The following is a 25833-nucleotide window of genomic DNA, read 5'->3' on the forward strand; positions in this document are numbered from 1 at the left end:
ACGGATCTCTACATGAATTTTGCGCTGATTCTTTTTGTGCTCGTCGTGCTGACGGGTATCGCGTGGGTTGCAGACAAGCTGGTTTTCATGCCGCGCCGGCGCCTCGCCGCCGATGCGGCCGTCGCCGAGTTCGACCGGCAGCAGGCGCGTGTGGGTGAGCGCTTCGCCGACGAGAACGCGCCGGTGACGCGTCAGAACCTGCGCAACGAAAAGCTGCGCCAGCCGTGGTGGCTCGAATACACGGCGAGCTTCTTCCCCGTCATCCTGATCGTGTTCCTCGTGCGCTCGTTCGTCGTGGAGCCGTTCAAGATTCCGTCGGGCTCGATGGTGCCCACGCTGGTCGTGGGCGACTTCATCCTCGTGAACAAGTTCGACTATGGTCTGCGCCTGCCGATCACGAACACGAAGGTCACCCAGGGCCGTCCGCTCGAGCGCGGCGACGTGGTGGTGTTCCGCTATCCGAAGGACGAGTCGGTCGACTACATCAAGCGTGTGATCGGCCTGCCGGGTGACGTGGTCGCGTATCAGGACAAGCAGCTCACGATCAACGGCAAGCCGGTGCCCGAGACGCCGCAAGCCGATTACTTCGATGAAGAGCGCATCGGCTACGCGAAGCAGTTCACCGAAGACCTCGGCGACCGCAAGAACAACATCCTCAACAACCCCGCGGTGCCGCCGTTCATCGTGGGCGCCGAAGATTATCCGTATCGCGACAACTGCCAGTACAACGCGCGCGGCGTGATCTGCAAGGTGCCGCCGGGCCACTACTTCATGATGGGCGATAACCGCGACAACAGCGCGGACAGCCGCTATTGGGGCTTCGTGCCGGACGCCAACATCGTCGGCCGCGCGTTCTTCATCTGGATGAACTTCAGCAATCTGAAGCGCATCGGTTCGTTCGAGTAAATGCGTGCGCGTCGATGCGTGTGATTCGCAGCGCATCTTCGCACGCTACTTGAAGAACCGGCGGTAACGTCGCTTCATCACGGTTTTTCGCCCGCCGCCCCGCGTTTTCGCCGGGGGCGGCGGGCGCGTTATACTCTCCCCATGCCCCTATCTCCGTTGGAAAGCCGTTTGCGCTACGAATTTCGCAATGCGGAATTGCTGCGCCAGGCTTTGACCCACCGCAGTCACAGTGCCACGCATAACGAACGCCTCGAATTCCTCGGTGATTCGGTTCTGAATTGCGCGGTGGCGGCCCTATTGTTCCAACGTTTTAGCAAGCTGGACGAAGGCGACCTCTCGCGCGTGCGCGCGAATCTGGTCAAGCAGCAGTCGCTCTACGAGATCGCTCAGGCCCTCAATATCGCCGACGGCCTGCGGCTCGGCGAAGGCGAGCTGCGTAGCGGGGGCTTTCGGCGCCCGTCGATCCTCGCGGACGCGCTCGAAGCGATCTTCGGCGCAATCTTCCTCGACGGCGGCTTCGACGCCGCCCAGACGGTCATCAAGCGCCTCTACGTGCCGATCCTCGATCACATCGATCCGCGCACGCTCGGCAAGGATTCCAAGACGCTGCTGCAGGAATATCTGCAGGGGCACAAGATCGCCCTGCCGACCTACACGGTCGTCGCGACGCATGGTGCGGCGCACAATCAGCAGTTCGAAGTCGAATGCACGGTGCCCAAGCTCGACGTGAAGGTGTCGGGTTCGGGCGCGAGCCGCCGCGCGGCCGAGCAGGCCGCCGCGAAAAAGGCGCTCGACGAGGTGATGGCCGCCGCGCCCGCGCTGGTCGCCAAGCCGCGGCGCTCGAAGGGCGCACGCGCGCCCAAGACCGAGCCCGAGGTCGTACCTGGCGTGACGGGCGTGCAGGGCGCGCTTGATCTGCGCACGCCGGAGCGCCGCGCGCGCGGCGAGCGTGCGGCGGCCACGAGTGCACACCATGCCGTTGCGGCGGGCGATGAGGCGGGCGACCGCGCTGCCGCCGCCACCGCCACTGTACTGGCGGCGCCGCTCGCGGTGATCCGCGCGGCGCACGTGCAGGAGCGTGGCGTGGAGAAGGGCGGCGACAAAGCCCCGGAAAAGCCGGTTGAAAAAACCGAGCGCGCCGCCGCGGAGAAGCACGCCGAAAAGCCTGCCGATAAATTCGACTCCGTGCCGTCCGCCGGGTCAATCGCGCCGCGTGTGGCGCGCGGCCGCGATCCACAACAGAATGGCGGACAGCACGGTACGGCCAGTAATGGCGCAAGCGGTGCAAGCGGCACAACCGGCGCGACCAGCGCAGGCAACGACGCGTCGCCGGACGCGCTGTCCAGCACAGCGTCTGGCTCCACCGCGGGCGCCAGCGCCGAAGCGGGTGCGGCAGTCCCCGTGCGCGCCGCCGACGCCGGCCACTGATTCAACCCGTGCGCGCGCCGTTTCAACCGTGCGCGCGCCGCTCTCATAATCCGGTCCGATCATGAACGCTCCCACTTCCACTCCTGCCGGTTTTCGCTGCGGCATGGTCGCGATCGTCGGCCGTCCGAACGTCGGCAAATCCACGCTGATGAACGCGCTCGTCGGCCAGAAGATCAGCATCACGTCGCGCAAGGCGCAGACCACGCGCCATCGCATCACCGGCATCAACACGGTCGACGACGCGCAGTACATCTTCGTCGACACGCCGGGCTTCCAGACGCGCCACAGCACCGCGCTGAACCGCTCGCTGAACCGCGCCGTTACCTCTACGCTGAGCTCCGTCGACGCCGTGCTGTTCGTGATCGAGGCCGGCAAGTTCGGTCCCGACGACCAGAAGGTGCTCGACCTGATTCCGCCGAACGCGCCCACGATCCTGATCGCGAACAAGATCGACCGCGTGACCGACAAGGCCACGCTCTATCCGTTCATCCAGGAAGTGCAGAAGCTGCGCGAGTTCCGCGAGATCATTCCGCTCTCGGCCAATAATCCCGACGACATCAAGCGCCTGCTCGCGACGCTCAAGCCGTATCTGCCCGAAGGCGAGCCGATCTACGGCGAAGACGACCTGACCGACCGCAGCGAGCGCTTTCTCGCCGCTGAGATCCTGCGCGAGAAGGTGTTCCGCTGGACCGGCGACGAGCTGCCATACACGAGCACCGTGCTGATCGACAAGTTCGAGCAGGAAGGGCGCTTGCGCCGCATCTTCGCGACGATCCTCGTCGAGCGCGACACCCAGAAGGCCATGGTGATCGGCCAGAAGGGCGCCAAGCTCAAGCAGATCAGCACCGAGGCGCGCCTCGACATGGAAAAGCTGTTCGACGGTCCGGTCTACCTCGAAACCTTCGTGAAGGTGAAGAGCGGCTGGGCCGACAACGAGGCCGGCCTGCGCGCTTACGGCTACGAGTGACCCGCTACGAGTGCCAGGATGAGTGACGGCGCAGCCGGAACCCTGAACGACGACCGGCCCGCGCCCGACGCGGGCATGAACGCCGACGACGCCGACTTCGAGTCGCCCGTCGGCGCTCGCTCGCGTGCGAAGGCTGCGCCATCGCGCAGCCGGCGCGCGAAGTCCTCTGCGACAGACAGCGACTTGACCGAAGGCGCAGACGCCACGCTCGAGCGCACCCCGACATCGCACGCACCGCGCAAGACCAGCGCGCGCTCGACACTGCCGCGCGCGCCACGCAGCGCGACGCCCGACTATCGCGTCGCCGAGCAGCCCGCGTTCGTGCTGCACAGCTATCCCTGGCGCGAAACCAGCCTCATCATCGACGTGCTCACGCGCGATCACGGCCGCGTCGCGCTCGTCGCGAAGGGCGCCAAGCGTCCGCACTCGGCGCTGCGCGGCGTGCTGCAGACCTTCCAGCCACTCACGCTCTCGTGGACCGGCAAGGGCGAAGTGCGCACGCTCACCGGCGCCGAATGGGTGGGCGGCATGCTGCCGCTCACCGGCGACGCGCTGCTGTGTGGCTTCTACGTGAACGAGCTGCTCGTGAAGTTCTGCGCGCGCGAAGACCCGCATCCTCCACTGTTTCGCCACTACGTCGTGACGATGACACGTCTCGCGCACGACGAGCCGCCCGTGCAGGTGCTGCGTTCATTCGAGCGCGTGCTGCTGCGCGAGACCGGCTACGCGCTCGCGCTCAACCGCACGGTGAACCGCAAGGCCGTGGTGCCCGAAGGGCGCTACGTGTTCGATCCCGAGCGCGGCGTACGTGAGGCTTCCGACGAATGGCCCTCGCAATGGCCCGTGCTTTCCGGCCAGACGTTGCTCGATATGGAAGAGGACGATTACCATCGACCCCAGACCGTCGCGCAGAGCAAGGCGCTGATGCGTTTCCTGTTGCACACTTACCTTGGCGGCACGCCGCTTGCGACGCGCCAGATCCTGATCGACCTGCAGAATCTATGAGCTTCTTTCTCACTTCGCCTAACGTGATCGACCTCGGCGTCAACATCGACCACGTCGCTACGCTGCGCAACGCGCGCGGCACGGCCTATCCCGATCCCATCCGCGCAGCACTGCTCGCCGAAGAGCAGGGCGCCGACGTCATCACGCTGCACTTGCGCGAGGATCGCCGTCATATCGTCGACGCGGACGTGCGCAAGCTGCGCCCGCTGCTCAAGACGCGCATGAATCTCGAGTGCGCGGTCACGTCCGAAATGCTCGACATCGCGTGCGAGATCAAGCCGCAGGACGTCTGCCTCGTGCCCGAGAAGCGCGCGGAGCTGACGACCGAAGGCGGTCTCGACGTGGCGGGGCAGTTCGACGCCGTCGCGTCCGCTTGCCGGCAACTTGCCGATGCGGGCATCCGCGTGTCGCTGTTCATCGACCCGGACGAGACGCAGATTCGCGCGGCGCACGAAACCGGCGCGCCCGTGATCGAGCTGCACACGGGCCGCTATGCCGAAGCGCACGAGGCCGCCGAGCAGCAGCGCGAATTCGAGCGCGTGGTGCTGGGCGTGAACTGCGGCATCGGCCTCGGGCTGAGGGTCAACGCGGGCCATGGGCTGCACTACACGAACGTGCAGCAGATCGCCGCGATCGACGGCATTCACGAGCTCAACATCGGCCACGCGATCGTCGCGCATGCGATCTTCGCGGGCTGGGAAAACGCGGTGCGCGAGATGAAGGCGATCATGGTTGCGTCGCGCCTCGCCGCGACGCGCGCGTGACCCACCCGGCGACGAGGACGGCATGGCGATCTACGGCATCGGTACCGACATGATCCAGGTGAGCCGCGTCGCGGCAGTCATGGAGCGCACGGGCGGCCGCTTTGCGGCGCGCGTGCTGGGCCCTGACGAGCTCGCGGTCTACGAAGCGCGCAAGGCGCGCTCGGAGAAGCGCGGGCTCGCGTACCTGTGCACGCGCTTTTCCGCGAAGGAAGCGTTCTCGAAGGCCATCGGCCTCGGCATCCGCATGCCGATGACCTGGCGTGCCGTGCAGACGCTCAACGCGCCCGGCGGCAAGCCGTACATGGTGGCTTCGGGCGAGCTCGCGCAATGGCTCGAGGCGCGCGGCATCACCACACAAGTGTCGATCACCGACGAGCAGGACTATGCCGTCTCGTTCGTGATCGCCGAAACCAGCCAACCCACTCGCTGATTTCCATCCGGTCGCGCGCGGCAGATGCTGCGCGCGGCGGCCGTTACCTACAATCAACGCCCATTCAACGCCCGATCGATGAAGAGAATTCCCGGACCGGTCATGCTCGACGTGGTCGGCACGACGCTCAACGACGACGACGTGCGCCGCCTCGCGCATCCCTCAACCGGTGGCGTGATCCTGTTTGCGCGTCACTATGAAAACCGCGCGCAGCTCGTCGCGCTCACGGACGCCATCCGCGCGGTGCGCGAGGATCTGCTGATCGCCGTCGACCACGAGGGCGGCCGCGTGCAGCGCTTTCGCACCGACAGCTTCACGGTGCTGCCCGCGATGGGCCGTATCGGCGCGCTGTGGGACAAGGACGTGCTGCTCGCCACCAAGCTGGCCACGTCGGTCGGCTATATCCTCGCGAGCGAGCTGCGCGCGTGCGGCATCGACCTGAGCTTCACGCCCGTGCTCGATCTGGGCTACGGCCAGTCGAAGGTGGTGGGCGACCGCGCGTTCCATCGCGACCCGCGCGTCGTCACGCTGCTCGCCAAGAGTCTGAACCACGGCCTCGCGCTCGCGGGCATGGCGAACTGCGGCAAGCATTTCCCGGGACACGGCTTTGCGACCGCCGATTCGCACGTTGCGGTTCCGGTGGACGAACGTCCGCTCGAATCGATCCTCGGCGAGGACGCGCAGCCTTATGACTGGCTCGGCCTCTCGCTCACGGCGGCCATGCCGGGCCATGTGATCTATCCGAAGGTCGACGCGAAGCCGGCCGGTTTCTCGCGTATCTGGGTGCAGGAGATCTTGCGCGAGCGCTTGCGCTTCACGGGCGCCGTCTTCAGCGACGATCTCTCGATGGAGGCCGCGCGCCAGGGCGGCACGCTGACCGAGGGCGCGCGCGCGGCGCTCGATGCGGGCTGCGACATGGTGCTGATCTGCAACCAGCCCCATGAGGCGGAGAAGGTGCTCGACGCGCTGCGCACCGGAGAGCCCACGCGCGCCGCGCAGGCGTCGGCGAAGCGCATCCGGCGGCTGCGTCCGCGCGGCAAGGCGCTGAGCTGGGAAAAACTCGTGGCCGATCCAGCGTATCAGTCCGCACAGACGTTGCTGCGTACCGTGCTCCCCTGAGCACCTGCGCGGAGCGTGTTACGTTACATCGCGTGCGCACACGGCCCAAGAAATCGTAACGGCGGCCCTTCGAATTCGAAGGGCCGCCGTTTTTCACGCGCAAAAGATGGGGTGGGGCGTCAGTTCAGCCGCATGCGCTGAAGCTTGTTGTAGAGCGTCTTCGGACTGATGCCGAGCAGCGACGCCGCGCGGTGGCGCGTGCCGCCCACGGCGTCGAGCGTGGCGCGGATCAGCATCTCCTCGACGTCGGCGAGCGGCGTGCCGACCGTGACCTGCACACGGCCGCCATTGACTTCGCGCGGCGCAACGCCGTTGGTTTCCTCGCCGTGCAAGCTTTCGAGGATGTCGCCGGACGCGTGCCACGCACGCTCTACGCGCTCGTGCAGCTCGCGCACGTTGCCGGGCCAGTCGTAAGCGAGGCACTCGCGCACGAACGACGGCGAAACGAGCCGCGTCGTGCCGGTGAGGCCGCGTGCGTGGGCCTCGAGATTGAGCTCGTCGACGCGTGCCGCGGCGAGCAGTGCCGCATCTTCTTCGCGTTCGCGCAGCGGCGGCAGCTGGACCGACGCGGCGTCGAGGCGCATCCACAGGTCCTCGTGCAGCATGCCCTGCCGGACCGCCTCGCGCGGCACGGCGCGCGTGGCCGCGACCAGGCGGAAATCGGTGCCCACTTCGCTACTGCCGCCCACCCGCATGAAGGTCTGCGAGTCGAGCGCGCGCAGCAGCGCTTCCTGCTGGGGGCGCGGCAGTTCGGTGAGCTCGTCGACGAACAGCGTGCCGCCGCTCGCCTGATCGACGAGGCCGGGCTCGCGCTGCTCCGCGCCGCTGAACGCACCGCGCTCGTGGCCGAAGAGCTGGCTCGCGATGGGCCGCCCGCTGGCGGCCTCGGCCGTGAGCGCGCGCACGTCGCAGACGACGAACGGCCCCTTGCGCCGGCGGCTCAACTGATGCAGCGTGCGCGCCGCCACTTCCTTGCCGGTGCCGGCCTCGCCGTGCACGAGGATCGCCGATTCGGTGGGCGCGAGCTGCTCGAGTGCGTCGTAGACATGCTGGATCGCATTGCTGCGGCCAACCATCGGGCCGAAGCGGCCGAGCTCGCGCAGCGTCGCGCGCAGCATCCGGACTTCCTCGGTGAGCTCGTATGGGCGCGGAATGCGCGCGAGCAGGCTGCGCAGGCGCGGAATGTTGACGGGCTTGAGCAGGTAGTCCCAGATGCCATGGCGCAGGCCTTCGATCGCGCTCTCGACGGTCGCGTTGCCGGTCATCACGATCACGGGCAGCGCGCCCCCGGGCGACTGGGCAGGCAGAAGCGGAAGCAGCTCGAGGCCGCTGCCGTCGGGCAGGTTCAGGTCGACGAGCACGACATCGGGAATGAAGCGCGTGAGTGCGGCGCGCGCGTCGGCCAGCGTGGCGGCCGTATCGACGGAAAAACCGTCGGCAGCCAGGATGGCCGAAAGGCCGGACAGGCTGTTGGGATCGTCTTCGACAATCAGGGCGTGTGGCATGGCTGAATGCGGCTTACGGATGAACGCAGGTGCGCCGGGCAGGCGCGCTCGCGTGCGCGCAGCCCGGGCGGCAGGCAGACCGGCCGGCAGGCGCGACGATGCGGCGCGCCGCGGCGCGGCACGATACGGAGGTTTTTACCGAGATCACCACGGTGTCTCGAAGCATGTTATTCAGTTCCGGTCCTCCCAGATTGGCGGCTGGCGCACAGCGGTGCGTCGGGCTGTGCCGACCGCGAGCGGTGCGCGCGTGCGGGCGGCACCCGCGGGGCATCTGCCCGTGCGGATCGTCCTTGCCCAACGTCACCGTCGCGCTGCGTCGCGTGCCGCGCGGGCTTGCTGCGCCGCGATGCGTTACGCGCAAGCCGTACTACCCCCATGCTGCATGCAAGCTGCCTCGTTCAAGGGCGAAGCAAGCCGCGTCGTGAGCCATCCGGTCAGTGGTGTGGCCCGTGTGTATCGAGCCAGCGCCGCACCTCACGCTCGGCCTCGTCACGCGTCTTGCCGTAACGCTCCTGGATCAAGCCGACGAGGCGTTCAGCGTGCCCTTCGACCTTCACAAGCTCATCGTCCGTGAGCTTGCCCCAGGCCGTCTTGGCCTTGCCCAGCAACTGCTTCCACTTGCCTGCAGCGATGTCGTTATTCATCGTGTCTCTCCTGGTTCAGAGAAGAGAAATACTCGCGGGTTGCTCCATGGCGCGATGTATCTCGAAATAGAACCAGCAGGAACCATGCCATGAGTGTTGTGCCTTACCGCTGCAAGCCGCGCCTGATTTGCGCACCTGAATAACCGGTAAGGATTTCCCATGGAGTCACAAACATACACGTTCGGGAATAAAAGAAAAAGCGCCCCGAAGGGCGCTTTTATTTTTGCATCCACCACGCATCGAGATGGCCTTGCGCGCGCTTGCAGATCGTTGCGGATGCACTCACGCGGCTGGCGCATGCAATCGAACGCGTTACGCGCGGCTGCGGTACTCGTTCGTGCGCGTGTCGATTTCGATCTTGTCGCCGATGTTGCAGAAGAGCGGCACTTGCAGCTCGAAGCCGGTGGTCAGCTTGGCCTGCTTCATAACCTTGCCCGACGACGTGTCGCCCTTGACAGCCGGTTCCGTGTAGATGATCTCGCGCACCAGCGTGGTCGGCAGTTCGACCGAGATGGCTTTCTCGTTGTAGAACACGACTTCGCACGGCATGCCGTCTTCGAGGTAGTTCAGGGCGTCGCCCATCATCTCGCCTTCGACTTCGAACTGGTTGTAGTCGGCGTCCATGAACACGTACATCGGGTCGGCGAAGTACGAGTAGGTCACTTCCTTGCGATCGAGCACGACGACGTCGAACTTGTCGTCAGCCTTGTACACGGTTTCCATGCCCGAACCGGTCAGCAGGTTCTTGAACTTCATCTTCACAACGGCGGCGTTGCGGCCCGACTTGTTGTATTCGGCCTTCTGCACGACCATGGCGTCGTTGCCGATCATCACGACGTTGCCGACGCGGAGTTCCTGTGCGGTCTTCATAAAAAACAGTCCTGTCCAGATATTAAATAGCTTCAAGTGTGCGCGACGGCAAACGTCGCAAGCGGGTCGGATGGTATGTCCCCTTGATGATCGGGGCACAGGAATCGAAGCGCTTGAGACGGCTGCCGTCGGGTAACCGCTTATTTTAACTGAGTTTTTGCGAATTCGGCTAGATTTCCGCCGAGATCGCCGACTCGCGCCAGTTCGTCCGCCCAGGCCCGCGCCCGCGTCCTGAACGCGGGCAAATATTGCGCGAAATCGCGCCAGTCGGGCGCAGGCCGAGGCGATGCATCGTGGGGCTGGCCGGGCGCACCGTCGGGGCTTCCGGCCGTCGTTTGGGCGCCGTTGCCGTTCCATGCGTGCCAGAAACGCGCGAGCGCTTTGCGCGGCGCCTCGGCGAGCGTGCGCGTGTAGTGCTCGAGCGCCGCGTCCAGCTTGGGCAGATGGGCGTCGTCCGCCTGCGGATAGATCTGCCAGACGAACGGCCGGGCCGCCCATTGCGCGCGGACAAACGAGTCTTCGCCGCGCACGAAGTTGAGGTCGCTTGCCCACAGCAGGGCGTCGTAGTCGCGCTGCTCCGTGAAGGCGAGGCCGTGCGCGCGCAGCGACCCGCGTTCGGCGAAGGCGCGGGCATCGAACGACGGGACGCCGAAAAAGCGCGCGAGCGCGCCGGAGATGCGGCCCTGCGGCACGAGCAGCACGATCGGCGTCGGGCTGTCGCGCCATTGCTCGAGCAGGGCGTCGACGGCGGGGTTCTCGTAAGCGAAGAGCGAGATCACCGTGGCATCCGGGCCCGGCGGCGGGCCACCGGTCGCGCTTTGCCACCATGCGGTGCGCGCGTCGGCCGAGCGCTCAAACGCCGCGCGCGCGGCGTCCAGGTCGCGCTCCTTGAGCACGCCGCCCGTGCCCGGACCAAGGCCGGGGAAAAAGAAGTGCTTGAGCAGCGGGTAGCGCGGATGCGGCGAAGGGCGCAGATGGAAATCGGCAACCCAGTCCTCGGCGCTCAGATATTCGAGGTTCAGCCACACGGGCGTGCGCTCACGCTGCGCCATCGCGCTCAGGTAGACGCCCGGCAGCTCGCAGGCGAACGCTTCGATCACCACATCGGCGATCTGGAGCGTCTCGCCCGCGTGCTCGGGCTCGTGCCAATGTTCGACCACGACCCCTTCGACGCTCTGCGTGGCGCGTTCGAGCTCGAGCGCGGGGCAGAGCCGCTGAAAGGCGTGCAGGTCGTCGACGAAGAGACGCACCTCCCAGCCGTGCTCGTGCGCAAGCTGGCGCGCGAGGCGCCAGCACACGCCGATGTCGCCGAAATTGTCGATCACGGCGCAGAAGATGTCGCAGGCGATGCGCGATTCGGCTGGGCTTGGCGCGGCGTCGCGTTTGCTGGTTGCTGCGGGACGTTTGCTGTGTGGCATGGAGGGGAAGAGAGCGCAGGTGCGGGATCGTGAGAATAGCCATCAGGCCATCGTGCCGCGCGGCCCGCAGGCCATCCGGCCGATGCTCCAGCGGGTTCGGCCCCGCGCGGAATGATCTAAACTTGCGATTCTAAGACACCCGCACGGCGGCGTCGCGAGAGGCGGCGCGGCTTGCCACCCGACGCCCCCAGACTGGATGACCGCTTCCACCGCTCCCGACGTTTTCGACCCGAAAGAGGTCCTGGCGCAGCTCCCGCATCTGCCCGGCGTGTATCGCTACTACGACGCGCAAGGCGCCGTGCTCTACGTGGGGAAGGCGCGCGACCTGAAAAAGCGCGTGTCGAGCTATTTCACGAAGACGCAGCTGTCGCCGCGCATTGCCATGATGGTCACGCGCATCGCGCGCATCGAGACCACGGTCACGCGCTCCGAGGCTGAGGCGCTGTTGCTCGAGAACAACCTCATCAAGGCGCTCACGCCGCGCTACAACATTCTGTTTCGCGACGACAAGTCGTATCCGTTCCTCAAGCTCACGGGCCACACGTTTCCGCGCATGGCGTACTACCGCGGCGCGGTCGATCGCAACAACCAGTACTTCGGGCCGTTCCCGAGCGCCTCGGCGGTCCGCGAGAGCATCCAGATCCTGCAGCGCGTGTTTCAGTTGCGCACTTGCGAAGACTCGGTCTTCAACAACCGCACGCGGCCCTGCCTGCTGCATCAGATCGCGCGCTGCACGGCGCCGTGCGTGGGCGCGATCAGCGCGGACGATTACGCGCGCGACGTGAGCAACGCCTCGCGCTTCCTGCTCGGCCGGCAGAACGAGGTGATGAAGGAGCTGGAGACGAAGATGCACGCGTTCGCCACCGAGCTGAAGTTCGAGCAGGCGGCGGCGGTGCGCAACCAGATGAGCTCGCTCTCGACGGTGCTGCATCAGCAGGCCATCGAGACCGGTGGCGAGAGCGACGTCGACATCCTCGCGGTGGTGGCGCTGGGCGGCCGGGTCTGCGTGAATCTGGCGATGGTGCGCGGCGGGCGCCATCTCGGCGACAAGGCGTATTTCCCGGCGCACGTGGAGCGGGCGCTGACCGACGAGGAGGGCGGTGTCGCCGAAGAGATCGACGGCGAGACCGTGCTGGCGGCATCGGCGCTGAAGTCGCTGCCGTCGCTCGCGCGCAAGGCGATGGTGTCCGCGGCGGGTGCGCAGGCCGGCTATGAAGGCGAAGAAGGCGGCGATGAGTGCGCGCAAGCCGATGAAGGCGCCGCGCCCGATCCGCTCGCGCTCGCGGTAGATCTCGCGAATGAGGCAGAAGGGCCGGACGGTGCGGCCTCGGCTGCCGGGAGCGAAGCCGGTGATGTGGAAGACGAAGGCGATGCCGGGTTGGCGGCAGGCACCGGCTCCGCGCCATCCGCTAAACCGGCAGCGCGCGGCAAGCGCGAGATCGGCATCGAATCCGAAGTGCTCGACGCCTTCATCGCCCAGCATTACTTCGGCAATCGCGTGCCGCCGGTGCTGGTGGTGAGTCATCCGCCGGCGAACCGCGAACTCGTCGACGTGCTCAGCGAGCAGGCCGGGCACAAGGTCACGCTGCTGCGTCAGCCGCAAGGCCAAAAGCGTGCCTGGCTCGCCATGGCCGAGCAGAACGCGCGGCTCGCGCTCGCCCGCCTGCTCTCCGAGCAGGGCTCGCAGCAGGCGCGCACGCGCTCGCTCGCGCAGATGCTCGGGCTCGAGCTCGACGACCTCGCGCATCTGCGCATCGAGTGCTTCGACATCAGCCACACGATGGGCGAGGCGACCCAGGCGTCGTGCGTCGTCTATCACCATCACAAAATGCAGTCGGGCGAGTACCGGCGCTACAACATCACGGGCATCACGGGCGGCGACGACTACGCGGCCATGCGCCAGGTGCTTACGCGCCGCTATGAAAAGATGGTCGCGCAGTCGGCGCGCGACGAGGCGGACGAAGCGCAGGCCTTGCCTGCGCCCGAAGCTGCAGGTGACGCTGTAGCCCCAGACACCTCCGAAGCCGCCGATACCGGCGCGGTGCCGCCCGAAGGCGCGGAGCCCGTTGCGACCGGCGGCACGCTGCCGAACATCGTGCTGATCGACGGCGGCAAGGGCCAGGTCGAGATCGCGCGCCAGGTGTTCGACGAGCTGGGGCTCGACCCTGCGATGCTGGTGGGCGTGGCCAAGGGCGAGGGGCGCAAGGTCGGCCTCGAGACGCTCGTGTTCGCCGACGGCCGGCCGCCGCTCGAACTGGGCAAGGAGAGTGCGGCCCTGATGCTGGTCGCGCAGATCCGCGACGAGGCGCACCGTTTCGCCATTACGGGCATGCGCGCGAAGCGCGGCAAGACGCGCCAGACCTCGCGGCTCGAAGAGCTCGAAGGAGTGGGCGCCAAGCGCCGCCAGCGCCTGCTCGCGCGCTTTGGCGGCCTGCGCGGCGTGATGGCCGCGAGCGTGGAGGATCTGGCGAGCGTGGAAGGGATCTCACGCTCGCTCGCCGAGCAGATCTACCAGCAGCTTCATTGAACCCGCTGCCGCGCCACTGGCCTCGCCACCTTACGTTTGCTTGTGGCAGGTCCGGTGACGCGGCACAATTGCATCTCCCATTATTGCAATCTCCTCTGACAGACTGCGCCGCACGATGCCGTTCAATATTCCGATTCTCCTGACGTGGCTGCGGATCGTGCTGATTCCGCTCGTGGTTGGCGTGTTCTACCTGCCGCAGACGATGTTGACTCCGATGCAACAGAACACGGCCGCCATGGTGATCTTCGTGCTCGCAGCGCTGACCGACTGGTTCGACGGCTATCTCGCCCGCAAGTGGAATCAGACCTCGTCGTTCGGCGCGTTCCTCGACCCGGTGGCCGACAAGCTCATGGTGACGGCCGCGCTGCTCGTGCTCGTGCATCTGCAGCGCCTCGACGCCGTGATCGCGCTCGTGATCGTGGGCCGCGAGATCGCCATCTCGGCGCTGCGCGAATGGATGGCGCAGATTGGCGCGTCCAAGAGCGTCGCGGTCAATCAGCTCGGCAAGTTCAAGACGGCGTGCCAGATGGTGGCGATCCCCATGCTGCTGTTCTATGCACCGCTGACGATCGGCGGGCTCACGCTGTTCGACTCGCGCGTATGGGGCACCTGGCTCATCTACGTGGCGGCCGTGCTGACGATCTGGTCGATGCTCTACTACATGAAGCTCGCGTGGCCGCAGATCCGCGAGCGGGGGAGCCTGTAAGCGGCGCAGCCGTACGCCCCTCGCCAATCTTTTTTAAAAAGATCATGCGAAGGGGTTGACACGATTCTGCGGGTTATACATAATCTCACTTCTCCGCTGCACGACAAGCAGCAAACGAAGCAGATGCGGTGGAGATCGCTGAAGATAAGCGGTAAATCAGCGGCGATGCAGTAAATATGCGGGAGTAGCTCAGTTGGTAGAGCGCAACCTTGCCAAGGTTGAGGTCGCGAGTTCGAGACTCGTCTCCCGCTCCAGATTTTAGGTGCGACGTTTTGCAGCAGTGTGAAACGAGGTGCCGGAGTAGTAGAAGCAGTGCGGCAGTAAAAATGCGGGAGTAGCTCAGTTGGTAGAGCGCAACCTTGCCAAGGTTGAGGTCGCGAGTTCGAGACTCGTCTCCCGCTCCAGAATTCAGGGGAAGCAGCGCTTCCCTTTTTGTTTGGCAGGCCGCAAGGCCGCCGCAAAGAATCTGTTCGGTGGTTGTGGGCGCAAGCAGTACGGTGTGCCAGAAGCATCGAATAGTCCGCTTTTGGCGCGATAGCAAAGCGGTTATGCAGCGGCCTGCAAAGCCGTGTAGGCCGGTTCGACTCCGGCTCGCGCCTCCAGGTAAGACGAGAAAAGCCACCTTCGGGTGGCTTTTCTTTTTTCAGCGTCTGTCTGATTGCGGGACGATGTTCCCGCACGTCTTTACGTTTGCTTCCTGCCGATCCAGCCGATCGTATGGCGTGCCCGCGAAGCGCGGGTGAGTGCTCTGGGCGTTTGCGAAGATCTAACGCCGGCCATCGATAGTTGCACTGCGCGACTGTTCGATCGCCAAGGCCGCCGATGCCGCAAAGCCGCGTTTAGTTGCTCGATACCTTCATCGACGCGAATGCCTTTCGCGCGGAGTCGGAGATCCGTTTTTTGCTGCGCTTTAGCACTACGACCTCGGATTTCCTCAATAGAACGGAACCCGACGAGGTAGTGTGCTTCATCGGCCGAGAGCGCTCGAGGTTCGATGTTGAATGTTTCGCGGATTTCATTGCCCAATCCCCTTGCTTCCAGTGTCACGATGGTTTTCGGGTTTGGATACAGTCTACCAGAGCGACTTGCATTGACCAGGACGACGGCTGCAACTGGATTGCCGCCGCCACGCTGAATAAAGTCGGACAAATCGCACAGTGTTCCACCAAGGGTCGTAACGTCGTCCACTAGCACATAGCGCATTCCCCGTTCAATTTTGCCGTGGAACGACGCGCGCGCATTCAGGCGCTCCATCGGGTCTGCGCCTGTGTGATAGACCTTGGTGGTCTGGACGATCTCTTCGTCGAGGCGGCCACCGCCAATAGAAAGCAGCGCGGCGAGCACCTGTGGAATCGCGTTATCGCCAGACGCTTCCCGGGCGTGTGGCGCAACCAGAACATGGTTTAGTGGTATCTCTCCGCTTTCTATCTTGTCGACGAACGCGTTAAAGAGGGGAACCGCGAGATCGTAGACCAGTGCAATTGCCGCATCGCTGTCGCCGCTTTTGGCTTCCTTGTAGCGATGGTGTGCCTTGAGTATCTGATCGGAGCTAAAGGCAAAGAGCGGTGCTTGAATCGCCGTTGGAAAGCCGAACTCACGAAGTGGAGCAGGGGCAGGGGTTGCCTGCCCCGCAAGCGACACCTTCTGAGGGACGGCCCGTTCTGCTTCCGGGCTTGCCGCATGCGTTCGACTGATCATCAAACGAGCATAGCGTCATAGCCAACGCGAGCTTCCGGCTAGCCACGTGAGCAGCCGTACCAGGTCAAATGAATGATGTGCTGTCCCACAGACTCGCGCACAATCCCCGGATCGCATCTACCGGACCCCACCATGACCATCGAACTCTCCGAAGACATACGCGCTGCCGCGATTGCGTCGATCCAGCGTTACTTCGACGCCAACATGGATGAGCCGATCGGCAATATCGCCGCGGGCGGCCTGTTGAGCTTCTTTCTCGAAGAAATCGGGCCCGCCGTCTATAACCGGGCGATTGCCGATGCGCAGGAGAGCATGCAGGCGCGCATCGTCGAACTCGATATCGACTTGCACGAAGAGCCGTTCCAGTACTGGCGCAAGTTCGAAGCGCCGCGCCGGCGCAAGTGAAAGCCGGCTCCATGGGCGCGTTTGTGCCGCGCTCACGCTGCAAGGCATAATCGACGTTTCAGCACGCTTTGACGGAAATCCCATGACTGCGCAGTCTCCCGCATTGCCGACAGCCCAACTCGATTGGCAATGGAACGCATTCGAGTCGCTTTCCTCACGCGATGTCTATGAAATGCTCAAGCTGCGTTCGGCCGTGTTCGTGGTCGAGCAGAACTGCGTGTACGGCGACATCGACGGCCTCGACGGCGACGCCTGGCATCTGTTTGCATGGGGCGAGCGGTTCGGCAAGCGCGAGCTCGCGGGCTATCTGCGAGTGCTGCTGCCCGATGCAGAGGACCCTGACGTGCGCATCGGCCGTGTGGTGACTTCAGCAAACTTTCGCGGCATCAAGCTCGGCAACGGCTTGCTCGAGCGCGCGATCGGGCACATCGCGCAGCAATGGCCGGGCGTGCCGATGCGGCTGCATGCCCAGGCGCATCTGCAAAAATTCTACGGTGCGTTCGGCTTCAAGCCGGTATCGGAGATTCACGACGAGGACGGCATCCCGCACGTGTGGATGCGCTCGGCGTAGTGCATCGCCGCCGTGCGCCGCATTGACGCCTCGCGCGTGCGGCGCCCTCCACTCAGGTGTGCTGCACGTCGTGCTGGTGCGCGGCGCGTGTGGGTTTGCGCGTGCCCTGTGCGCGCTTGAGGCGCCCGCGCGCCGAAAGCCGCATCCAGTGACGCAGCGCAATCAAGGCGCCAATCACGCTCATCATCGATCCCGGAATCCATAGCAGCAGGCCGCCGATCTGCTGATCGCGCATTGGCGAGAGCCAAGTGAATGCGCGTCCGCAAATCGAATAGACGGGATAGAGCTCGTGTGACGTGAAGAAGATGAAGGCGCCGAGCACGATCTGCGGCGGGATCGCCGCGATCACCACCAGCACGCGCTTGCCCGGGGCGAGACGCGCGGGCGGCGCAGGGCGCGGATCGAGCACGAGCCACCAGAACAGCAGGCCGTCGATCACCATGCTCCAGTTCATCACGCGATAGAGCCGCCAGTCGAGCATCGCGATGAAGTGGATCGGCGAAAGCAGCCAGAAGTAGATGAGCCCCACGAAGAGCGTCACGGCGACGACCGGATGCATGACGACGTCGAGCATCGCGCGCACTGGCCGCGCGTTCAGCATCGGGCGCACGAAGCGTTGCCGCCACATGAACGGGATGCCTGCGCGCAGCGCCGCGCCCGGATACGCGAGCGCGATGAAGAACGGCCCGAGATGGTGCAGCACCAGATGCTGCGCGCGGTGCATGAAGAACTCATGCTCGAAGAAGTAGTCGAGCCGCGTATGCAGCGCGACATAGAGCGCGCCGAGCCCGAACCAGAACGAGATCTGGCGCGCCAGCGAGACCCTCGCGTGGCGCTTGCCGCGCACGAACAGCACCGCCGTCACAATCACCGCGATCACGACGGTTGGCGAGGGCTCCCACGGGTCGAGCCAATAGAGCGGGTTCATCGCGGACATCCAGGCAGGTTCATCGCGGACATCTGAACAGGTTTATCGTGGACATCCGGGCGGCTTCTTCGCGGACATCTACTGAGGTTCTTCGTGGGCCTTCGCACGGGTTCATCGCCGGCTCCTCCCCGAAGGCCATGGCGCGCTTCTTCGTGCTCAGGACACCGTCAATGTTGCGACGGCGGCTTCACCGCAAACGGCGTGTCCAGCGTCGCGCCGTCCGAGAACTGCAGTTTCACCTTCACCGTGTCGCCGGGCGCGATCTTGTGCTTCGCGTGCTCCAGCATCAGGTGATAGCCGCCCGGTGCGATCGACAGCGTGCCGTGCGCGGGGACCGTGGCCTTGTCCACCATGATCATCTTCTGCGTCGAGCCGTTCGAGACGGTCTGATGCAGCATCACCATGCCGTAGTCGTCGCTCGACACGTTCACGAGCTCGACCGGCTTGTCGCCGTCGTTCTTCAGCGTGACGTAGCCCGCTGCCGGCAAATCGTTCGGCAGCCAGCGGACCCATGCGTTCTGTGCGGTGAGCGCGTCGCCGGCCGCGTGCGCCGCGGGGGCGAACGCCGCGAACGTGCAGGCGAGGGCGCAACCGAGTGTGGCGCCCAGTCGGCTGATAGGGCTCATGCGAGTAACGCGGCGGGACTTCATTTTCATCGTCATGGCAGTTCCTGTTGCGGGTGGTGCTGAAATCGGTGCTACGGATTGCGTGGGTGCACAAGCGCTCCGGCGAAGCCTGGCGGCAATTACGCCGCCGAGCCGATCACGCGGCGCACGTCGTGTGCAATGGCGTCGGGCGAGTCCTTGTCGGTTGCGAGCAGGCGCGCGTGGCCTTGTGCGTCGAACACGTAGACGGCCGAGCTGTGCGTGACTTCGTAGCTGCCGTCGGGATCGCGCTTTTCCATCTGGTACGCCACGCGATAACGCTTTGCGAGCGATTCGATCTGCGCGTCGGTGCCGGTCAGGCCGAGCGCATGCTCGGCGTCGAACGCGCCCACGTAGGCATGCAGCGCCTGTGGCGTGTCGCGTGCCGGATCGACGCTGATGAAGAGTATCCGCACATGCTGCGCGTCGGGTCCGAGTTTCTCTATGACCTGCATCAGACGCGCCATCGTTTCCGGGCAGACGTCCGGGCAATGCGTGTAGCCGAAGTACACGAGCGTCGTATCGCCGTGCAGGTCCGCGCCCGTAATGGGCTTGCCTGTATCGGCGGTGAGCGCGAACGTGAGGTCGGGCAGATGGCCGCTCACATTAGTGAGTTGCCACGGCTCAGCCGGATGCGAACAGGCGCTGAGCAGCGCGGCACCGGCGGCAAGCGTCAGCAGTGCCGCGACACGTACGCCGTGCAGGGCACGGCGCAGGTGGGCCGGGCGGACCCGGCGGACTACGGCGCGCAGTGCGAAGCGTGACGAACGTGAAGCGTCGATCTCGGGGAACAAAGGCTCTCTCGTTAACTCGATTTACAAGGGCATGACCGTGGCCGGCTCACGCCATGTCGCTGGACTGTAGCAAAATTGGGGGCTCACTGCCGCGCACGGTCGGCTGAGTCGGGGTGGCAGGGGCAATTTGCCGCATCGGTCTTGCCGATATCGCGCTGGTGGCAAGTCGGCAGTGCAAAAAAGCGTCTGAACACTTCGAGCCGATACGGCGTAGGTCGCAACCTACCAGGCCGGCCCATGAAGGCTGCCGTTCTCGAAAATCAGCACGATGCGCGGTAAGATGCGCACACTTTCTGCGTCGGGCGAGCGCTCGCCTGACCCATACCCGGCCGGTGCGCCGAGGGACGAAACGAACGTAATGCAAGTACTTCCGGCTGAATTGCCGTTCGACAAGACGGCGTTTTTCTTCGACTTCGACGGCACGCTCGTCGACCTTGCGCCCACGCCAGACGGCGTGCTGGTGCGCCCCGACATGCTCGCGCTGCTCGCCGCCTTGCGTCGTGCGACGCACGGCGCGGTGGCGATCGTCTCGGGGCGCGGCATCGAGAGCATCGACAAGTTCCTTGGCATGCCCGATCTGCCGGTCGCGGGCCTGCACGGCGCCGAGCGCCGCGACGCGAACGGCGACACGCAACGCGTCGGATTCAACGATCAGCGTCTGCTGCACATGGAGCAGGTGCTGGCCGAAGTCGTGCGCACGCACGCGGGCATGCTGCTCGAGATCAAGGGCGCGGCGCTCGCGCTGCACTACCGCAACGCGCCCGAGCACGAGGGCGCTGCACGCGCGGCTACCGAGAAGCTCGCGGCCGAATTCGCCGACGCCTATGTGCTGCAGCCGGGCAAGATGGTCTACGAGATCAAGCCGAAGGACGTCGACAAGGGCCGCGCGCTGCGCGCCTTCCTCGACGAGCCGCCGTTCGCGGGCCGCACGCCCGTATTCGCTGGCGACGATCTAACCGACGAGAAGGGCTTTGCCGTGGTCAACGCCCAGGGCGGCCTCTCGATCAAGGTCGGCGGCGGCGATACGATCGCGAAGACGCGTGTCGAGTCGGTCGAGGCCTTGCTCGCATGGCTCGATGCGCTCGTCGCGCCGCTGCGCGGCGCCTGAACCTGGCGCGCGCCGGTCGGCCCCCATGCGGCGGCGCTGCCTGCGTTGCCCTTCGGCCCTGCCCGCACGGCCGCGTCTAACTTCTTTTCTGCACGGAACCTGCATCTCATGAGCCGACTGATCATCGTGTCGAACCGGGTCGCGCCGATCTCCGAAGGCGGCCCGGCCGCGGGCGGTCTCGCGGTCGGTGTCTACGACGCGCTCAAGGAAACCGGCGGCATGTGGTTCGGCTGGAGCGGCGAGGTGCTTTCCTCCGGGCAGCCGCAGATCCAGCTCGAGGAACGTGGCCCGGTCACCTTCGCGACTATTGGCCTGCTGCGCCGCGACTACGATCAGTACTACCGCGGCTTCTCGAATGCCACGCTCTGGCCGGCGTTCCACTATCGCGCCGATCTCGTGCAGTACGACCGCAACGAATACGCCGGTTATTGCCGCGTCAACGCGTGGCTCGCGCAGCAACTCGTGCCGCTCTTGCGCGACGACGACGTCATCTGGGTCCACGACTATCACCTGATTCCGTTCGCCGAGGCGCTGCGCGCGGCGGGCGTCAAGAATCGCATCGGCTTCTTCCTGCACATCCCGTTTCCGGCCTCGCAGGTGCTGCTGGCGGTCCCGCCGCATCGCGAGCTGGTGCAGGCGCTGTGCTCGTTCGACTTGCTCGGTTTCCAGACCAAGCCCGATGTGCGCGCGTTCTGCGACTACATCGTCAACGAGGCGGGCGGCACGGTCGAAAAGCGCGCCGACGGCCTCACGCAGATCGAGGCGTTCGGCAAGACCCTGTGCGCGAACGATTACCCGATCGGCGTCTATCCCGACGAAGTCGCCGAGCTCGCCAAGGCCGGCGAGCGCGACAAGCCGGTGCGCACGCTCAAGGCCACGCTGCACGGCCGCAAGGTGATCATGAGCGTGGACCGGCTCGACTACTCGAAGGGCCTCGTCGAGCGTTTTCGCGCCTTCGAGCGTTTGCTCGAGCACACGCCATCGCAGCGCAACAAGGTGTCGTTCGTGCAGATCGCGCCGCCCACGCGCGCCGACCTGCACGCGTACCAGGACATCCGCCTGCGGCTCGAGGCCGAGTCGGGCCGCATCAACGGCCGTTTCGCCGAGCTCGACTGGACGCCCATCTGGTACATCCATCGCCAGTACGAGCGCGCCGTGCTCGCGGCGCTGTTTCGCGCCTCGCACGTGGGCTACGTCACGCCGCTGCGCGACGGGATGAACCTCGTCGCGAAGGAGTACGTCTCGGCGCAGGACCCCGAGAATCCGGGCGTGCTGGTGCTCTCGCGCTTCGCGGGCGCCGCGCAGGAGCTGGGCGGCGCGCTGATCGTGAATCCGCTCGATATCGACGGCATGGCCGACGCGCTCGGCAAGGCGCTCTCGATGCCGCTCGCCGAGCGTCTCGCGCGCTACAACGACATGATGGTGCAATTGCGCGAGAACAACGTCTCGGTCTGGCGCGACCGTTTCATGCGCGACTTGACGAGCATGGCCGCGCAGGTTGGCGTGTCGTTGCCGGCGTCCGTCGAGCCGGCGCAGCCATAGCAGGGCAGAGCCAGCCGGGTCCGGCCTCGCGCGAAGGCGCATCGAAGCGCCTCGAGCCGCGCCGAAAACGAAAAAGCCGCTTCACGAACGAAGCGGCTTTTTCTTTGGGTGCGGGCCACGCGCCCGGCGTCAGGCCACGTGCTTTTCGTCGGCCTTTTTGCTGCCCAGATGCAGCGTGGACGGCTTGCCGTACTGCTTGGAGAGCAGGTCGCGGTACAGGCCCGGGCGGTTGCGCAGCTCCTCGGGGCTGCCGTCGTCGATCACCTTGCCCGCGCTCATCACGATGATGCGGTCGAAGTTGTGCAGCGTGGAGAGCCGGTGCGCGATCGCAATCACGGTGCGGCCGACCATGAGCCGGTCGAGCGCCTGCTGGATAGCTTCCTCCGAAGCGCTGTCGAGGGCGGAGGTGGCCTCGTCGAGCAGCAGGATCGGCGAATTCTTGAGGATCGCGCGGGCGATCGCGATGCGCTGACGCTGGCCGCCCGAGAGCTTCACGCCGCGGTCGCCCACGAGCGTGTCGTAGCCTTCGGGCATGGCCTCGATGAAGTCGGCGCAGCGCGCCTCGCGGGCCGCGGCGAGCACTTCCTCGCGGGTCGCTTCGGGGCGGCCGTAAGCGATGTTCTCGTAGATCGAGCGGTGCAGCAGGGAAATGTCCTGCGGCACGAGCGCGATGGCGTGGCGCAGGCTGTCCTGCGTGACATGGGCGATGTCCTGGCCGTCGATCTTGATCGCGCCGCCCTGGGTGTCGTAGAAGTGCTGCAGCAGCGCGAGCACCGTGGTCTTGCCCGCGCCCGACTTGCCGATCAGGCCCACGCGCTGGCCCGCCTCGATACGCAGGTCGAAGTGGTCGAGGATCGGTTTGCGGTGCGGGTACGCGAAGGTGACGCCTTCGAAGTCCACCCGGCCGCCCTGGGCCACGAGCTCGCTGGCGTCGTCGCGGTCGGGCATGCCGTGCGGCTCGAGCAGCGTCTGCACGGCTTCGGCCAGACGCGCGACGTGCTGCGTGACGTCCACGAGCGCCACGGCCAGATCGCGCGTGCCGTGCAGGATCGTGAAGCCAAGCGAGCTGACCAGCACGATGTCGCCCGAGGTGGCCTTGCCCTGGTTCCAGAGCCACAGCGCCCAGCCCAGCAGGCCGGCCGAGAGCATCGCCGTGATGACGGCGTGCAGCAGGCGCAGCTTCTCCAGATAGAGCAGGCTCGAGCGGCGCGCGTCCAGTTCGGCCTTGACGGTCGAGCCGAAGCGCTTTTGCTCGCGCACCGTCATGCCAAAGGCGCGCACGAGCGCCATGTTGCCGATCACGTCGACGAGCTCGCCGTCCACGGCGGCCGCCTTGGAGGCGAACGTGTGGTGGCGCGCCGAGCCGCGCCCGGCCAGCTTGAAGAGAATGATCGAAAGAATCGCCGAGCAGAGCAGCAGGCCCGCCGCCATCAACGGATTGACCGAGATGATCATGACGATGGCGCCCGCCACGGCGATGCACGGCGGCAGCACGTTCCAGGCGGTGGTGTTCTCGGCGGTGTAGACGGCGTTCGAGGTGGCGGTGATCCGGCTCGCGAGCGTGCCGGGCTGCTTTTCCGCGTAATACGTGTTCGAGTGGCCGCTCAGGTACTGGAACAGGTCGCGCCTCAAGTCGCCCGTGACGGCGACGAAGGTGTGCGCGGCGAACCAGCCGCCGACACGCCAGAGCAGGTTGTCGGCCGCAATCAGGCCGACGAGGATCGCGAACGCGGTCCACAACGGGCCTGGGTGGTGGCGGCCTGCGCCGAGCACGTCGATCAGATGCTTGATCGCGTATTGCGAGGCGAGGGCGCAGCCCACGGCCGCGAACACGCTCGCGAGCACGACGGCATGGGCGAAAGGATGGCGCTTGATGTAGCGGAAAAGGAACGCAAGTGGCCGTCGCGCATAGCTCGCGAGCTTTGCGTTGTGGGCGTTACGCTGGGCGATGGTCAGATGTTCCAATTGATCGGTGGTCGGTCTGACGGAGCTTCGTCCGTGCAAGGTAGAAAAAGAGGCAAAAAGGCGCGCAACGGCAAACCTGGCGGCATTCCCGCATTGTAAACACCCCACGCGCGAGCCGCATGGCTCGTGCCCGGCGGGACGCGCATCTTATCGCGACTATGTCACAGGGAGGGCCCCTTACCGACATGTTGTCGCGCCGGAGGTTAAACGGGTTTTCACGATCGTTTTCGAGATACAATTATGGATTGCGTTCAAGCTCGCCGTATGCACACATCACGCGCCGTACCGCAGGCGCGTCCGCAAGCCTCCCGAGCCGCGAGATCCAGTAAATCAGGGCCAGATAATAAAGCATGGTGTCCCTGGATCTAATGCCGCGCTGCCCGGAAACGAACCCCCAATCTAGAACGGGCTTAAAAAACAAGGGGTTGCGGAGTGTTTCCGCTTTGTAACAATGTAAAGAGTTTGAAATCTCGTAGCCGGCTATGGGTGCAAACCCCGATAATGCCGACTCGAACAGCGTAGGGAATTTGACAGCATGACGTCAACGACCGCGAACCCTGCGCGTTTACCGCCTGAGCCGCCGCTTGTGTCAACCCAAGACATCACAACTGCGTCGGTCAGTGTGCCGGGCTTCCGGCGCGGTTAGCGGTATGGACGCCTGGTAGGGCGCGCGGCACAGAGGCCGCAGCTCGCGAGGTCGATTGTCAAAATTGCAGTACTTTGCCCGATTTATTACGAGGAAGGAGTTCACCACTATGCGAATCGCTCAAATCGCTCCGTTGCACGAGGCGGTTCCTCCCAAGCTGTACGGCGGCACGGAACGGGTGGTCTCCTACCTGACCGAAGCGCTGGTCGAGCAGGGCCACGACGTCACGCTCTTCGCCAGCGGCGATTCGATCACCTCGGCAAAGCTCGAAGCATTCTGGCCGCAGGCGCTGCGCCTCGACCCGACGATTCGCGACGTGATGGCTCCGCACATGCTGCTGCTCGAAGAAGTGCGCCGCCGCGCGCATGAATTCGACGTGCTGCATTTCCACATCGACTATTACCCGTTCTCGCTGTTCCAGCGCCAGGACGTGCCGTTCGTCACCACGATGCACGGCCGTCTGGACCTGCCGGAACTGCAGCCGATCTTCAACGCGTTCAGCGACGTGCCGGTCGTCTCGATCTCGGACAACCAGCGCATCCCGCTCCAGCAAGCCGCGTGGCAGCAGACCGTCTATCACGGCCTGCCGGAAGACGTGCTCAAGCCGATTCCGAACGTCGAGCCCGGCTACCTCGCCTTCCTCGGCCGCGTCTCGCCGGAGAAGGGTCTCGACAAGGCGATCCGTATTGCCGGCCAGGCGGGCATGAAGCTCAAGGTCGCCGCCAAGATCGACAAGGCCGACCGTGCCTACTACGAAGAAGTCATCAAGCCGCTGATGGCGCTGCCGCACGTCGAGTACATCGGCGAAATCGGCGAAGCCGAAAAGCGCGAGTTCCTCGGCAATGCGCATGCGCTGGTGTTCCCGATCGACTGGCCGGAGCCCTTCGGTCTCGTGATGATCGAAGCCATGGCCTGCGGCACGCCGGTTATCGCGTTCAAGCGCGGCTCGGTGCCGGAAGTCATCGACAATGGCGTGTCGGGCTTCGTCGTCGAAGACGAAATCAGCGCGGTCGCAGCGGTCAAGCGCCTGTCGACGCTGTCGCGCGAGAAGGTGCGCGGCGCGTTCGAGGCACGCTTCTCGTCGAAGGTGATGGCGCGCAATTACGTCGCCGTGTACGAAGAAATGCTGCGCCAGAAGCGCCGCACCGTGCTGCGCGAAGTCAACGCCGGCTAAGCGGCCAGCGCATCGGCAAGGCAGGCAGCTAGCAAGGCTGCCGCCGCCCGGGACGCGCCGCAGCGCGTT

Annotated in this window: 23 protein-coding genes and 3 tRNA genes; 17 read left to right on the top strand and 9 right to left on the bottom strand. The window is 65.4% G+C overall.

Annotation, left to right across the window (positions count from 1 at the left end; all coding sequences use genetic code 11):
- The first annotated feature begins 12 nt into the window (after positions 1-12).
- From lepB to nagZ, 7 genes are all read left to right on the top strand, one after another.
- Positions 13-906 carry a signal peptidase I gene (lepB, locus tag E1956_RS07930; RefSeq protein ID WP_134748111.1) on the top strand — a complete coding sequence of 298 codons (894 nt, stop codon included), beginning with the start codon at positions 13-15 and terminating at the stop codon, positions 904-906.
- Positions 907-1047: 141 nt separating this feature from the next.
- Positions 1048-2334, top strand: coding sequence for a ribonuclease III (gene rnc / locus E1956_RS07935; protein ID WP_134748112.1), 1287 nt, complete (start codon positions 1048-1050; stop codon positions 2332-2334).
- A 61-nt stretch (positions 2335-2395) separates the two neighbouring features.
- Complete coding sequence (gene era / locus E1956_RS07940) at positions 2396-3301, top strand: GTPase Era (protein WP_134748113.1); 906 nt, start codon at positions 2396-2398, stop codon at positions 3299-3301.
- 18 nt (positions 3302-3319) lie between these two features.
- A complete protein-coding gene (gene recO, locus E1956_RS07945) occupies positions 3320-4306 on the top strand; it encodes a DNA repair protein RecO (protein WP_418789212.1) in 987 nt (328 codons plus the stop codon).
- Entirely contained in the window at positions 4303-5070 is a 768-nt protein-coding gene (pdxJ, locus tag E1956_RS07950; RefSeq protein ID WP_134748114.1) for a pyridoxine 5'-phosphate synthase, read from the top strand. The genes recO and pdxJ overlap by 4 nt, the downstream gene beginning before the upstream one ends.
- A gap of 22 nt (positions 5071-5092) precedes the next feature.
- On the top strand, positions 5093-5500 hold the full coding sequence (acpS, locus tag E1956_RS07955) for a holo-ACP synthase (RefSeq protein WP_134748115.1): 408 nt from the start codon (positions 5093-5095) through the stop codon (positions 5498-5500).
- Between the two features lie 78 nt (positions 5501-5578).
- Positions 5579-6619: a beta-N-acetylhexosaminidase gene (nagZ, locus tag E1956_RS07960; protein WP_134748116.1), complete on the top strand. Its 1041-nt coding sequence runs from the start codon at positions 5579-5581 to the stop codon at positions 6617-6619.
- 119 nt (positions 6620-6738) lie between these two features.
- Here nagZ and E1956_RS07965 read toward each other — a convergent pair whose 3' ends face one another.
- The 4 genes from E1956_RS07965 to earP all read right to left on the bottom strand — a co-directional run bounded on the left by E1956_RS07965 (position 6739) and on the right by earP (position 11056).
- Positions 6739-8124 (bottom strand): sigma-54-dependent transcriptional regulator, encoded by a 1386-nt coding sequence (locus E1956_RS07965; protein ID WP_134748117.1) that lies wholly within the window; start codon positions 8122-8124, stop codon positions 6739-6741.
- A 434-nt stretch (positions 8125-8558) separates the two neighbouring features.
- Positions 8559-8768: a CsbD family protein gene (locus E1956_RS07970; protein WP_134748118.1), complete on the bottom strand. Its 210-nt coding sequence runs from the start codon at positions 8766-8768 to the stop codon at positions 8559-8561.
- Between the two features lie 312 nt (positions 8769-9080).
- Positions 9081-9638 carry an elongation factor P gene (gene efp, locus E1956_RS07975; protein WP_133194717.1) on the bottom strand — a complete coding sequence of 186 codons (558 nt, stop codon included), beginning with the start codon at positions 9636-9638 and terminating at the stop codon, positions 9081-9083.
- A 140-nt stretch (positions 9639-9778) separates the two neighbouring features.
- The gene (earP, locus tag E1956_RS07980) at positions 9779-11056 is read right to left on the bottom strand and encodes an elongation factor P maturation arginine rhamnosyltransferase EarP (protein ID WP_134748119.1); all 1278 of its coding nucleotides are present in this window, start codon (positions 11054-11056) and stop codon (positions 9779-9781) included.
- A 196-nt stretch (positions 11057-11252) separates the two neighbouring features.
- On the opposite strand from earP, the gene uvrC reads away from it, so the two are divergent.
- The 5 genes from uvrC (at position 11253) to E1956_RS08005 (ending at position 14891) form a co-directional block, all read left to right on the top strand.
- A complete protein-coding gene (gene uvrC / locus E1956_RS07985) occupies positions 11253-13583 on the top strand; it encodes an excinuclease ABC subunit UvrC (protein ID WP_134748120.1) in 2331 nt (776 codons plus the stop codon).
- Between the two features lie 115 nt (positions 13584-13698).
- Positions 13699-14289 carry a CDP-diacylglycerol--glycerol-3-phosphate 3-phosphatidyltransferase gene (pgsA, locus tag E1956_RS07990; protein ID WP_134748121.1) on the top strand — a complete coding sequence of 197 codons (591 nt, stop codon included), beginning with the start codon at positions 13699-13701 and terminating at the stop codon, positions 14287-14289.
- Between the two features lie 178 nt (positions 14290-14467).
- A tRNA-Gly gene (locus tag E1956_RS07995) sits at positions 14468-14543 on the top strand.
- Positions 14544-14617: 74 nt separating this feature from the next.
- Positions 14618-14693 (top strand) — tRNA-Gly (locus E1956_RS08000).
- Positions 14694-14817: 124 nt separating this feature from the next.
- Positions 14818-14891: transfer RNA gene (locus E1956_RS08005), tRNA-Cys, on the top strand.
- A gap of 82 nt (positions 14892-14973) precedes the next feature.
- Here E1956_RS08005 and E1956_RS46645 read toward each other — a convergent pair.
- The gene (locus E1956_RS46645) at positions 14974-15987 is read right to left on the bottom strand and encodes a conjugal transfer protein TraN (RefSeq protein ID WP_197732775.1); all 1014 of its coding nucleotides are present in this window, start codon (positions 15985-15987) and stop codon (positions 14974-14976) included.
- 132 nt (positions 15988-16119) lie between these two features.
- On the opposite strand from E1956_RS46645, the gene E1956_RS08015 reads away from it, so the two are divergent.
- Together E1956_RS08015 and E1956_RS08020 are read left to right on the top strand one after the other, a co-directional pair.
- On the top strand, positions 16120-16392 hold the full coding sequence (locus E1956_RS08015) for a DUF2164 domain-containing protein (protein WP_134748122.1): 273 nt from the start codon (positions 16120-16122) through the stop codon (positions 16390-16392).
- Between the two features lie 82 nt (positions 16393-16474).
- The gene (locus tag E1956_RS08020) at positions 16475-16963 is read left to right on the top strand and encodes a GNAT family N-acetyltransferase (RefSeq protein WP_134748123.1); all 489 of its coding nucleotides are present in this window, start codon (positions 16475-16477) and stop codon (positions 16961-16963) included.
- Positions 16964-17015: 52 nt separating this feature from the next.
- Here E1956_RS08020 and E1956_RS08025 read toward each other — a convergent pair whose 3' ends face one another.
- The 3 genes from E1956_RS08025 to E1956_RS08035 form a co-directional block, all read right to left on the bottom strand.
- Complete coding sequence (locus tag E1956_RS08025; RefSeq protein WP_134748124.1) at positions 17016-17891, bottom strand: cytochrome c oxidase assembly protein; 876 nt, start codon at positions 17889-17891, stop codon at positions 17016-17018.
- A gap of 167 nt (positions 17892-18058) precedes the next feature.
- A complete protein-coding gene (locus E1956_RS08030) occupies positions 18059-18517 on the bottom strand; it encodes a copper chaperone PCu(A)C (protein ID WP_232071054.1) in 459 nt (152 codons plus the stop codon).
- A 119-nt stretch (positions 18518-18636) separates the two neighbouring features.
- Positions 18637-19239: an SCO family protein gene (locus E1956_RS08035; protein WP_418789251.1), complete on the bottom strand. Its 603-nt coding sequence runs from the start codon at positions 19237-19239 to the stop codon at positions 18637-18639.
- Positions 19240-19687: 448 nt separating this feature from the next.
- Here E1956_RS08035 and otsB point away from each other — a divergent pair, with 448 nt between their 5' ends.
- Both otsB and otsA read left to right on the top strand, forming a co-directional pair.
- Positions 19688-20437: a trehalose-phosphatase gene (otsB, locus tag E1956_RS08040; RefSeq protein ID WP_134748126.1), complete on the top strand. Its 750-nt coding sequence runs from the start codon at positions 19688-19690 to the stop codon at positions 20435-20437.
- Positions 20438-20545: 108 nt separating this feature from the next.
- Positions 20546-21979: an alpha,alpha-trehalose-phosphate synthase (UDP-forming) gene (otsA, locus tag E1956_RS08045; RefSeq protein ID WP_134748127.1), complete on the top strand. Its 1434-nt coding sequence runs from the start codon at positions 20546-20548 to the stop codon at positions 21977-21979.
- A 129-nt stretch (positions 21980-22108) separates the two neighbouring features.
- Here the strand turns inward: otsA and E1956_RS08050 are convergent, their stop codons facing one another.
- The gene (locus tag E1956_RS08050; protein ID WP_134748128.1) at positions 22109-23944 is read right to left on the bottom strand and encodes an ABC transporter ATP-binding protein; all 1836 of its coding nucleotides are present in this window, start codon (positions 23942-23944) and stop codon (positions 22109-22111) included.
- A 755-nt stretch (positions 23945-24699) separates the two neighbouring features.
- Between E1956_RS08050 and E1956_RS08055 the strand changes: the two genes are divergently transcribed.
- Complete coding sequence (locus E1956_RS08055) at positions 24700-25764, top strand: glycosyltransferase family 4 protein (protein ID WP_134748129.1); 1065 nt, start codon at positions 24700-24702, stop codon at positions 25762-25764.
- Positions 25765-25833: the final 69 nt, after the last annotated feature.

It is taken from the genome of Paraburkholderia pallida (assembly GCF_004524855.1).
Taxonomy (GTDB): Bacteria; Pseudomonadota; Gammaproteobacteria; order Burkholderiales; family Burkholderiaceae; genus Paraburkholderia; species Paraburkholderia oxyphila.